Below are 9,816 nucleotides of genomic sequence, written 5' to 3'. Positions count from 1 at the left end.
CAGCCTGCAGATGCTGCTCGTGCTGTTCGCGATGCTGCTGGTCACGCCTGCGCTGCGCGCCGGTCTCGAGGTGCAGGTCTCCGGTCGGTCGCCCGCCTCCGTGCTCGCCGCGAAGCTGCCGGGCGCCGTGCCGGTCGCCCCGGAGCAGCTCGCCGCGCAGTGCGACGTCGTGCTGGTCACCGTGCCGCTGCACGTGGCGTTCGGACTCGATCCCGACCGCCTGCGCGGCGCGATCGTCGTCGACGTCACCAATCCGTGGGGCGAGGCCGACGCCGCCGCCGTGGCCGCGGCGCGTGCTGCCTTCGGTGACCAGCAGGGTGCGCTCTCGACCAGCGAGCTGCTCGCCGCGCACCTCAGCGGCTCCCGGGTGGTCAAGGCACTGAACCACATCGGCTATCACGACGTGGAGGATCAGGGGCGCGAGGGCGGCGACCCGTTGCGTCGTGCGATCGCCGTGGCCTCGGACGACGCCCGTGCGGCCGATGCGGTCAGCGCCGTGCTGAACCGGATGGGCTACGACGGCGTCGCGGTCGGAGCGCTCGCCGTGGGCCGCCATTTCGAGCCTGGGGCCGGACTGTTCGACGGCTGGAGCACCCGGGACGAGCTGAGCGTGCGACACCAGCAGCACGCGCGGGTCGCCTGACACGCCGGGCGCCTGGCTCCCCCTCAAGGTCGACTGCTGCTCTCCCGGCGCCTCCCCCTCAAGGTCGACTGCCGCTCTCCCGGCGCCTCCCCCCAAGGCCGACTGCCGCAAATGTGAGCTGGGGACCTATGCGAGGGGCTCACATAGGTCCCCAGCTCACATTTGGTGACTGCGACGCCGCGGAACGGGCCAGGACGCCGACCGGGCGCACCCGAGTTCGCCGCGCCCCGCTCGCCCGCGCCCTTGCACCCGTCGGCTCTGTCAGTCCTTGGCCGTCGCCTCGACGGGGGTGTCCGCCCTGGCCGCGTGGGCGCGTCGCACGTGCGACCGGGCATGCTCGAGGGCGCCGTCGAAATCGGCGAACACGTGCTTGTGGTGGCGCAGCGCGCGGAGCACCCCGACGGTGTCGAACAGCTCGGAGTGTCCCTGACGCATCCCCTTCAGGAGCACCGTGATCCCGCGGCCTTCGAGACCGCGCACGATGTTCTCGAGCACGCGCGCGCCCGTGGCGTCGACCAGCTCCAGCATGGAGACCCGCAGGATCACCACGGTCACCGGCCCCACCGACATCACCGTGTCGAACACCCGATCAGCGGAGATGAAGAAGAGCTGCCCGGTGAAGCGCACGGCGATGATCTCCTCGTCGCCCGGTTCCGGATCGGCGGTGCGCACGGGTTCGAGCGCCACGCCGCTGGAGCGCGAGACGGTGCGCAGGGAGAAGATCGCCGCGAGGGTCACGCCGATCAGGACTGCGGCGATGAGGTCGAAGGACACGGTGATCAGGGCCGTGAGCGCGAAGGTCGCGGCGTCGGCCTTCGTGGAGCGCAGGATCGTGCGCGCCGTGGCCAGGTGGACCATGCGCACCGCCGTCATGATCAGCACGCCTGCGAGCGCTGCGAGCGGGATCATGCCCACCGGGCCGCTGGCCGCGTAGACCACGGCGAGGAGCACGAGCGCGTGGATGACGGAGGCGAGCCGAGTGCGGCCGCCGGCCCGCACATTCACGGAGGTGCGGGCGATCGCGCCGGTCGCGGGCATCCCGCCGAACAGCGACGCGCCGATCGAGGCGACGCCCTGGCCCACCAGCTCCCGGTCCGGGTCGTAGACGCCGGTATCGGCGAGGCCCGCCGCGACCCGTGCCGAGAGCAGCGACTCGATCGCGGCCAGCGCCGCGACGGTCGCCGCGGCCGGCAGCAGCGTTCCCATCGCGCCGAGGTCCAGGGTCGGCAGGCTCGGGGCGGGCAGGGCCGAGGGGATCGTGCCGATCCGCGCGAGCGGCGTCGGCAGCACGGCGGCCAGGGCGGTCACCACGGCGATGCCGACCAGTGATCCCGGGATCGAGCGGTGGATCCGCGGAGAGATGATCATGCACGCCACGACGATGGCGACGGCGCCGAGCCCCCAGACGAAGTGGGCAGGATCCATCGCCAGCAGGGACTGCACCGCGGCGACGATCGCATTCGAGCTGAGCTCGCCGGGCTCCGCCTGGTGCGCCGAGGTGATCAGCGGCAGCTGCTGCATGCCGATGATGCAGGCGATGCCCAGCGTGAACCCCTCGATGACGGGCCACGGGATGACCCCCACCACCCGGCCCAGGCGCAGTGCGCCGGCGAGCACGACGATCACCCCGGCCAGCAGGGTCACTGCGGCCACGGCCCCGGCGCCCTGGGTCGCGACGATCGGCAGCAGCACCACGACCATCGCCCCGGTGGGCCCGGAGACCTGGACGTTGGAGCCGCCGAAGACCGCGGCGAGCATGCCGGCCACGATCGCGGTGACCAGGCCCTGCTCGGCGGTCAGGCCCGAGCTCACGCCGAAGCCGAGGGCGAGCGGCAGGGCGACGATGCCGACGGTGACACCGCCGATCAGGTCGCCCTTCCAGGTGCGGCGGAGATCGCGGTAGTCGGCGCTGCCGGGAAGCAGGCTGCGGGCAGCGCGGAGTGCGCTGCCGAGGCGATGCGACCCGTTGGAGGGAGAGTGTGCGGCGGCTGTGGCGGTGCCGGGGGAGATCTCGGGGCGCGGGGTCGACGGGGACGAGGGCGACGGGCTCATGAGGCCACCCCCGGGAAGGGCGGCAGGTCGCGGGCCTCGTCGAGGCGGGCGCCGTCCTCGGCCACGAGGTTCAGCAGGAGAGCCCGCGCCACGGCGAGCAGCTCCGCAGTGCGCGGATCGGCGAGGCGGTAGTAGACATGGCTGGCGCGCCGCTCGGAGACCACCAGGCGGTGGCGGCGCAGTACGGCGAGGTGCTGGGAGAGATGCGAGGCCTCCAGCTGGGTCTCGCGCTGGAGGTCCGCGACGCTCACCTCGGAGGAGCCGGCGAGCAGCTCGAGGATGCGGATGCGGAAGGGGTGCGCGAGGCCCTTGAACAGGTTGGCCTTGACCTCGTACAACGGCTGATGATCTCGATTCCACGGCATGATGAAACCATCATATGGGGAGGTGGGCGGCCTGGCCAGGGGTGGGCGGCAGGAGTCACCCTGTGTGGGCTGTGGGCTGTGGGCTGTGGGCTGTGGGCTGTGGGCTGTGGGCTGTGGGGCGCATTCTATAAATTGCGCACAACCAGGTTGTGCGCAATGGGAATGTGGGGCATCATGAGTTCATGACGGCGACGAACGAGATGGTGTGCTTCTCCCTCTACGCCGCCTCGCGCGCCACCACCCAGGCGTACCGGGCGCTGCTGGAGCCGTGGGGCCTCACCTACGGTCAGTACCTCGTGCTCGTGGTGCTGTGGAATGACGGCGCGCAGAGCGTCTCGGCGCTGGGGGAGGAGCTGCAGCTGGATTCCGGCACCCTCTCCCCGATGCTGCGTCGCATGGAGAAGGCCGGTGTGGTCGAGCGCCGCCGCGGTGGGACCGACGAGCGCGTGGTCACGGTGTCCCTCACCGAGCGCGGCGAGGAGCTGCGCGACCAGCTGGCTCACGTCCCCTCCTGCATCATCGCCGGCAGCGGCCTGGAGAGCGTCGAGGGGGCCCGCGCGCTGATCAGCACGCTGCAGGAGCTCACCCGGTCCATGCACACCGTCGTCGCCCCCGAACTTCCCGGCATCCCCGCCGGGATCACCCGCCGACCCTCGTCGGCACCAGCGAAGGAGAACTCATGAAGACTCTCTACACCGCAGAATCCCTGTCCACCGGGGCCGGCCGCGACGGCCACGTGCGCACTCTCGAGGGCACTGTCGATCTCGACATGGCCACGCCCCAGGCGATGGGCGGCTCGGGCGAGGGCGCCAACCCCGAGCAGCTGTTCGCCGCCGGCTACGCCGCCTGCTTCCACTCCGCGCTGAACCTCGTGGCCGGGAAGCAGAAGGTGGACGTCACCGACTCCACCGTCGGTGCACGCGTCCATATCGGGTCGGATGACAAGGGCGGCTTCCAGCTGGCCGCCGAGCTCGAGGTCGTCATCCCGAACCTGCCCCACGAGCAGGCCCAGGAGCTCGCGGACGCCGCCCACCAGGTGTGCCCCTACTCCAACGCGACCCGCGGGAACATCGAGGTCACGGTCACCGTCTCGGACGACTGACCTCGCGGCAGGCGGCCCCTCGGGTCCCCGGCGCCGGAGCGCAGCACTGCTCCGGCGCCGGGGACTTCCGCGTCGTGCGGAGATGCTGCGGCGGTGCTCAGGGCAGAGCGTGCGCGCCGGGCGAGGAGGCGGCACGCACGACGGCATCGGCCAGCACCACATCCCCGAGCCCCGACCCCAGGTTCTGCGCGACGACGAGGCCCTGCGGTCGGCCGGTCCGCAGCAGGTCCCCGGTCGCGCCGGTGGCCTGCGGATAGTCCTTGCCGAGCTTCACGGGGCGCAGCGCCTCGAACTGGATGGGGTCGTCGGCCACGAGCGTGCCGGTGCGGGCGACCTCGGCTCCGGCCACGGAGGCGTAGTCCACGGGCAGCAGCGTCGCATCGGTGCAGATCTCGGTCGTGGACAGCTGGGACCCCGAGAGCCCTATGGGCAGTGCGCTGATCACCACCCCTGCATCAGCCAGGGCTCCGGCCCGGTCGGTGGTGACGCGCAGCTCCAGCGCCGGGGTGTGCACGGCGCACCAGGCGGTGAGCTCCTCGAGAGCCTCACGGCGCCTGCCCCACACCGTGAGCGGCCCCCGCCCCAGCGCTTCGATCACCCGGGCATGCGACCGGGCCTGCACCCCGGTGCCCATGAACGTGACGGGGTGATCGTCCAGTGCGAGCGAAGCACCGGTGACCGCTGCGGTGCGCAGGGCGGTGAGCTCGGCGGCGTCCATCGTGGCGCGCGTGGAGCCGTCGGGTGCCGAGAGCACCATCAGCCCGTCGATCATCTCCGTGCCGCGCTCGCGATTCGACGGGGTCACCGTCACCCACTTCATCCCCAGCAGCCCACGCTCGGGCCAGGCCGCCGGCATCGCATTGGCGAATCCGCCCGGCTCGTGGACGACCTGCGACTTGGGGGTCACCGAGGCGATGCCGCCGGCCAGGGCCAGCAGCGTCTCGCGCATGAGCTCGACGGCCCGGACGGGATCGGGCAGGAGCGTGCGGACCTGGGCATCGCTGAGGTGGAGGATGGCTCGACGGTAGCGCGAGCGCAGGTCGCGCCGGGTGCGCGCCCGGCGTGGACGGCCCCGGGGAAGCATGCAGGTCCGCGCGGGGCGACAGCGCGGGCTCTATCGTGGAGGCATGACGACACCATGGGGGAACGACGACCGCGGCCTGGACGGGGAGCAGTCCTGGCTGGGCGGCCCCGGCCGCAGCGGGCATGAGGTCACACCCGGCGGCACAGAGGGCGGAGCCGCGGGCGGCGCGCAGGCTGGCAGCGGATCGAGCGACGGGTGGAGCTCGGACTTCGGACCGGACACCGGTTCACGCTCCGACGGCGCCGACGCGAGGGGCGGACAGGCGCAGTCCTCCGACCCTGCCGACTCGTCGGCCCGCCAGTACCAGGGCCCGCAGTTCGGGAACGGCGGCGACCGCAGCGACGGGAACGACTCCGGTTGGGCAACGGACTTCCACGGCACGAATGGTTCTCAGGGGAACGGCAGCGCCGTTGCGAAGAAGACATCGATCCTCGGCGCCATCGTCACGATCGTCGCTCTGGTCGTCATCGCCGTGATCGCCTACCGGTCCGGGACGCAGATCTGGTGGATGGTGTTCTTCGTGGGCGTGCCGCTGATCAGACGCCTCGTGCGACTGCTGGGGCGCGGAGCACGACGCTGAGGCCCGGCAGCGATCAGGCGGGGTCGGCGAGCCGGTAGGCGCCGCCGTCCGGCGTACGGGTCAGCACGCCGGCATCCACCGCGTCACGCCGCACCAGGGCGGTATCGCGGGCGAACATGGCGATCGCGGCGTTCAGCTCGCCTTCGGTGAGCGTGCGCTCGCGCCCGACGCGTTCGAACACGATCCGCGCGATCCGTCCGCTCATCTCCCGGCTCTCCTCGGTCTTGACCGGGATTCCGTCGAGGCGGGGGACCTCGAGGATCGCCTGATCGGAGCGCATCAGCGCGAGCACATCGGCCGTCTCCTGCAGACGCTCCAGGTCCACCTCGCCGTGCTCGTCCAGCCAGTCGATGCGGGACAGGGGTCCGTGCACGCGGGGCTCCTCGGGCGCACCAGACGGCGCGGATGCGGCATCGCCCGCGAGTCGCGCTGCCAGACCCGCGCGCAGCTTCGGGACCGCGAGCAGGGAGAACAGCATGCGGGCGCGGCCCAACGGGGCGGAGAGGTCGCGGGAAGCGGTCACGGTGCTCCTTGCATCGGTTGGTGGGTCGTCAGGGCACGTTCAGCATGGCACGTGCGGGGAACGAGATTCCGTGAGGGGTCTTGGGCGTTGGCGGGCAGCGGCCTCGAGGGGTGGACCAAGAGACCCTCCCTCGGGTCTGCGCTGCAGGCGATGATGGGAGGCGACGAGCGAGGCAGCTCGGAATCGACCACGGGAGGAGCACAGCATGGACTACGTGAAGCTGGGGAGCACGGGACTGGACGTCTCGCGGCTGTGCCTGGGCACGATGGGTTTCGGTGACCCGGAGCGCTGGATCCATTCCTGGGTGCTCGAGGAGGACGCCGCCCGACCGGTGATCAAGCATGCGCTGGACGCGGGCATCAACTTCTTCGACACCGCGAACGTCTACTCGATCGGGCGCAGCGAGGAGATCGTCGGCAAGGCGCTCGTGGACTACGCGAAGCGGGACGAGATCGTGCTGGCCACGAAGGTGCACGGCCGCATGCACGAGGGGCCGAACGGTGCCGGGCTCTCCCGCAAGGCGATCCTCGCCGAGGTCGACAAGAGCCTCGAGCGCCTCGGCACCGACTACATCGACCTGTACATCATCCATCGCTGGGACTACACGGTCCCGATCGAGGAGACGATGCGGGCGCTGAACGATGTGGTGCGTTCCGGCAAGGTCCGCTACATCGGCGCCTCCGCCATGTTCGCGTGGCAGTTCCTGCAGGCCCAGCACGTGGCCGAGGTGAACGGCTGGACGACGTTCATCTCCATGCAGAACCACTACAACCTCCTGTACCGCGAGGAGGAGCGGGAGATGATGCCGCTGCTGCGCGAGCTCGGCATCGCCTCCACCCCGTACAGCCCGCTGGCGGCCGGCCGTCTGACCCGCGACTGGGACGCGGACACCGATCGTGCGCGCACCGACTCCACCGCGAAGTCGAAGTACGACTCCACGCAGGAGACCGACAAGGCGATCGTGGAGCAGGTGGCCCGCATCGCCGCCGAGCGCGGCGTGGAACGGGTGCACGTGGCGCTGGCCTGGCTGCTCGCGAAGGATCCGGTGGTCTCCCCGATCATCGGCGCGACGAAGAACGGCCACATCGACGCAGCGCTCGGCGCCCTCGATCTCGAGCTCACGGCCGACGAGATCGCTGCGCTCGAGGGTCCGTACGTGCCCCATCGGGTGGTCGGTGCCCAGTGATCTCGGCGGTGCCCGATCCGGGGACGGTCAGCGCCGTGCCCGGATCAGGTGCCGCGTGGAATGGGCGACGAAGGAGCCGTCGCGTCGGATGATCTCGTCCATCGCGCGCAGGCGGTCCCGGTAACGGTCGACGGCGAAGTCCGGCACCCACCACACGCACTTGCGCAGGATCCACACCACGGCCCCGACGTCGAAGAACTCCATGCGCAGGCGTGCGGTCCGGAGGTCGACGACCTCGAGCCCCGCGGCCCGGGCCTCAGCGGTCTCGTCGTCGGGGTGGCGGCCCCGTCGCTGCTGCGCCGTCGTCGGCCCGATGAAGTGCTCGATGAGCTCGAAGGCGGAGGCCGGGCCGACATGTTGGGCGAGGTATTCACCGCCCGGGGCGAGCACGCGAGCGATCTCCGACCAGTCCGGCTGCACCGGATGCCGCGAGGTGACCAGGTCCGCGGTGCCGTCCGGCACGGGGATCGGTGCGCCGGGCGCGATCTCGTGCACCGTCACTCCGCGTGGACCGAGCAGATCCCGGACCTTCGCGGCGTTCGGCGGCCACGCCTCGGTGACGTGCTGCCGCGCGGCGAGGCGCGGGCACCGGCCGAGCACCTCCCCGCCACCGGTGTCCAGGTCGATCGCGACCTCCGTCGAGGCCACGGCGTCGGCGAGCAGACCGGCATAGCCCCAGCTCGGCCTCTCCTCGGTGGCGCGGCCGTCCAGGTACGCGAAGCCCCAGCCGCCCACATCGGCGACGGCGGCCTCAGCGATCAGGTCGTCGGCGGAGTGCATGGCGACCATGGTGCCGTGACGTGGTGGCGGGGGCCAGGAGAATGCGCGGAACGGCCGCATGCTCCGCTGCCCCGTGCGCTCTGCACCTGATCACCTGCGGTAATCTGGGGCGACGACGAGTCTGCGGCGATCTGCCGCATGATGATCATCCGGGCCTCCTGGCGGTGTCGTGCGCCGGTGTCGCCCCGACGTGGTCTGCGGGCCCGCCAGTGGCACTGAGCGGCATCAGCCGGCGCGCCACGAGGACGAGAAGGGGACCGACGATGTCTTCAGCGCTCTCCGTCGAGGCAGGTGCCCGATGAGCACCCTCACCTTCCTCCTGATCCTTCTCACGGCCCTCCTGACCCTCGCGACGATGATCTCGATCCACCTCACGGTGGTGACCGCGCGGAACAAGAGCATCCCGCGCTGGATCTTCGTGCTCGGCGGGCTCGACCTCGTCCTCGCCACGCTCGCCGTGTTCTCCCTGATCTGACGATCCGACGGCTCACGGCCCCGGACGGCTCGGGATCCGGACGCTGATCTGCACCGTGCCCTCATCGGGGTCCTGTCGCGCTGAGGTGCGGCCTCCCAGCTGCTCGGTCAGCGTCTGCACGATCGAGAGGCCCAGGCCGCTGGTGCGCCCGGTGCGGGAGCTGTCCGCGGTGTAGAAGCGGTCGAAGAGCCGTGCCGCATCGAGCTCGACGCCCGGCGCCACGCCGTTGGCGACGCGGAGCTCGAGGCCCCCGTCGGTGCGCAGCGCCTCGACCGTGAGCAGGCCGCGACCATGGTGCACCGCGTTGCGGGCGAGGTTCTGCACGATCCGGGTGACCTTCTCCCGGTCGGAGGCGACCACGAGACGTACGGGTGGATCGAACGCGACGTCGAGGCCCGCGCCCTCGATCTCGGTGGCCATCCCCAGCAGGAGCTCGCCGACGAGCACGCCGATGTCGAGGGGCTCGATGTCGAGGGCAGGCTCCTCATCGAGCAGGTACGCGTACTCGTAGAGACGGTCGACGAGGGCGCCCAGCTCCTCGGCCTGCCGGAGCGCCACCGCGAGCTGTGCGCGCTGTTCGTCGTCGAGGTCGGTGCGTCCGAGCAGCTGCAGGTATCCGCGCACCGTGGTCAACGGGGTGCGCAGGTCGTGCGAGATGTCGGCGATGAAGGACCGGATCCGACGCTCCTCCTCGCGGGTGCGCGTCGAGGCAGTCTGCGCCTGGCGCACGGTGGCGTTGACCTGCGCGGTCAGGGCCTCCAGCTGAGGCACCACGAGGGAGAGCGTCACAATGCGGGGGGAGTCCTGGCTGAGCTGTCGTTCCAGCTGGCGGCGCACGCCGTTGATCTGTTGCAGCACGATCACCAGGTAGACGGCGGTGACCAGCAGCAGCACACCGAGGATCACGGTGAGGGCGGTCATGGCACTCCCGAGGTCGCGGGTGATCGAGGCATCGCGTGGAACTGCTCGTGCCCGGGACGTGGGGCACGCTCTCCGCGAGAGTCTACGGAGTCCTCATGCCGTCGG

General features: G+C 71.2%; 12 protein-coding genes. 6 read left to right on the top strand and 6 right to left on the bottom strand.

The features are described from left to right. Positions 1-643 (top strand): NADPH-dependent F420 reductase (locus CIK81_RS07830; RefSeq protein WP_158541961.1); only part of this gene is annotated, 643 nt, incomplete at its 5' end. A gap of 261 nt (positions 644-904) precedes the next feature. On the opposite strand, the gene CIK81_RS07825 is transcribed toward CIK81_RS07830, so the two are convergent. Together CIK81_RS07825 and CIK81_RS07820 are read right to left on the bottom strand one after the other, a co-directional pair. Continuing rightward, the gene (locus CIK81_RS07825) at positions 905-2,695 is read right to left on the bottom strand and encodes a SulP family inorganic anion transporter (protein WP_096196174.1); all 1,791 of its coding nucleotides are present in this window, start codon (positions 2,693-2,695) and stop codon (positions 905-907) included. Further along, positions 2,692-3,060, bottom strand: a complete 369-nt coding sequence (locus CIK81_RS07820) for a helix-turn-helix transcriptional regulator (RefSeq protein ID WP_096163630.1) — start codon at positions 3,058-3,060, stop codon at positions 2,692-2,694. Before CIK81_RS07820 ends, CIK81_RS07825 begins: the two co-directional genes overlap by 4 nt. 182 nt (positions 3,061-3,242) lie before the next feature. Here CIK81_RS07820 and CIK81_RS07815 point away from each other — a divergent pair, with 182 nt between their 5' ends. Both CIK81_RS07815 and CIK81_RS07810 read left to right on the top strand, forming a co-directional pair. Next, positions 3,243-3,743, top strand: coding sequence for a MarR family winged helix-turn-helix transcriptional regulator (locus CIK81_RS07815; protein WP_176485506.1), 501 nt, complete (start codon positions 3,243-3,245; stop codon positions 3,741-3,743). Then, positions 3,740-4,162, top strand: coding sequence for an organic hydroperoxide resistance protein (locus CIK81_RS07810; RefSeq protein WP_096163629.1), 423 nt, complete (start codon positions 3,740-3,742; stop codon positions 4,160-4,162). Before CIK81_RS07815 ends, CIK81_RS07810 begins: the two co-directional genes overlap by 4 nt. A gap of 97 nt (positions 4,163-4,259) precedes the next feature. Here CIK81_RS07810 and CIK81_RS07805 read toward each other — a convergent pair whose 3' ends face one another. Next, positions 4,260-5,246, bottom strand: a complete 987-nt coding sequence (locus CIK81_RS07805; RefSeq protein ID WP_241964066.1) for an ornithine cyclodeaminase — start codon at positions 5,244-5,246, stop codon at positions 4,260-4,262. Between the two features lie 43 nt (positions 5,247-5,289). Between CIK81_RS07805 and CIK81_RS07800 the strand changes: the two genes are divergently transcribed. Next, positions 5,290-5,826 (top strand): hypothetical protein, encoded by a 537-nt coding sequence (locus CIK81_RS07800; RefSeq protein ID WP_096163628.1) that lies wholly within the window; start codon positions 5,290-5,292, stop codon positions 5,824-5,826. Positions 5,827-5,839: 13 nt separating this feature from the next. Here the strand turns inward: CIK81_RS07800 and CIK81_RS07795 are convergent, their stop codons facing one another. After that, the gene (locus CIK81_RS07795; RefSeq protein WP_096163627.1) at positions 5,840-6,349 is read right to left on the bottom strand and encodes a DUF2087 domain-containing protein; all 510 of its coding nucleotides are present in this window, start codon (positions 6,347-6,349) and stop codon (positions 5,840-5,842) included. Positions 6,350-6,554: 205 nt separating this feature from the next. Here CIK81_RS07795 and CIK81_RS07790 point away from each other — a divergent pair, with 205 nt between their 5' ends. Next, positions 6,555-7,535, top strand: coding sequence for an aldo/keto reductase (locus CIK81_RS07790; protein WP_096163626.1), 981 nt, complete (start codon positions 6,555-6,557; stop codon positions 7,533-7,535). 27 nt (positions 7,536-7,562) lie between these two features. Here the strand turns inward: CIK81_RS07790 and CIK81_RS07785 are convergent, their stop codons facing one another. Beyond that, positions 7,563-8,315 carry an SAM-dependent methyltransferase gene (locus CIK81_RS07785; protein ID WP_096163746.1) on the bottom strand — a complete coding sequence of 251 codons (753 nt, stop codon included), beginning with the start codon at positions 8,313-8,315 and terminating at the stop codon, positions 7,563-7,565. A 298-nt stretch (positions 8,316-8,613) separates the two neighbouring features. Between CIK81_RS07785 and CIK81_RS18165 the strand changes: the two genes are divergently transcribed. Continuing rightward, positions 8,614-8,790, top strand: coding sequence for a hypothetical protein (locus CIK81_RS18165; RefSeq protein WP_158541960.1), 177 nt, complete (start codon positions 8,614-8,616; stop codon positions 8,788-8,790). Positions 8,791-8,802: 12 nt separating this feature from the next. On the opposite strand, the gene CIK81_RS07780 is transcribed toward CIK81_RS18165, so the two are convergent. After that, positions 8,803-9,711 carry a HAMP domain-containing sensor histidine kinase gene (locus tag CIK81_RS07780; RefSeq protein ID WP_096163625.1) on the bottom strand — a complete coding sequence of 303 codons (909 nt, stop codon included), beginning with the start codon at positions 9,709-9,711 and terminating at the stop codon, positions 8,803-8,805. Between the last annotated feature and the right edge of the window lie 105 nt (positions 9,712-9,816).

Origin of the sequence: Brachybacterium sp. JB7, from assembly GCF_003335205.1 — a bacterium.
GTDB lineage: Bacteria > Actinomycetota > Actinomycetes > Actinomycetales > Dermabacteraceae > Brachybacterium > Brachybacterium alimentarium.
This window is presented reverse-complemented; position numbering and strand designations above follow the sequence as displayed.

What these genes read in the sequence shown, in the direction of transcription:
- CIK81_RS07820 (WP_096163630.1), bottom strand. Translation starts at nt 3,060, where the DNA reads ATGCCGTGGAATCGAGATCATCAGCCGTTGTACGAGGTCAAGGCCAAC.
- CIK81_RS07805 (WP_241964066.1), bottom strand. Translation starts at nt 5,246, where the DNA reads ATGCTTCCCCGGGGCCGTCCACGCCGGGCGCGCACCCGGCGCGACCTG.
- CIK81_RS07800 (WP_096163628.1), top strand. Translation starts at nt 5,290, where the DNA reads ATGACGACACCATGGGGGAACGACGACCGCGGCCTGGACGGGGAGCAG.
- CIK81_RS07825 (WP_096196174.1), bottom strand. Translation starts at nt 2,695, where the DNA reads ATGAGCCCGTCGCCCTCGTCCCCGTCGACCCCGCGCCCCGAGATCTCC.
- CIK81_RS07810 (WP_096163629.1), top strand. Translation starts at nt 3,740, where the DNA reads ATGAAGACTCTCTACACCGCAGAATCCCTGTCCACCGGGGCCGGCCGC.
- CIK81_RS07785 (WP_096163746.1), bottom strand. Translation starts at nt 8,315, where the DNA reads ATGCACTCCGCCGACGACCTGATCGCTGAGGCCGCCGTCGCCGATGTG.
- CIK81_RS18165 (WP_158541960.1), top strand. Translation starts at nt 8,614, where the DNA reads ATGAGCACCCTCACCTTCCTCCTGATCCTTCTCACGGCCCTCCTGACC.
- CIK81_RS07790 (WP_096163626.1), top strand. Translation starts at nt 6,555, where the DNA reads ATGGACTACGTGAAGCTGGGGAGCACGGGACTGGACGTCTCGCGGCTG.
- CIK81_RS07780 (WP_096163625.1), bottom strand. Translation starts at nt 9,711, where the DNA reads ATGACCGCCCTCACCGTGATCCTCGGTGTGCTGCTGCTGGTCACCGCC.
- CIK81_RS07815 (WP_176485506.1), top strand. Translation starts at nt 3,243, where the DNA reads ATGACGGCGACGAACGAGATGGTGTGCTTCTCCCTCTACGCCGCCTCG.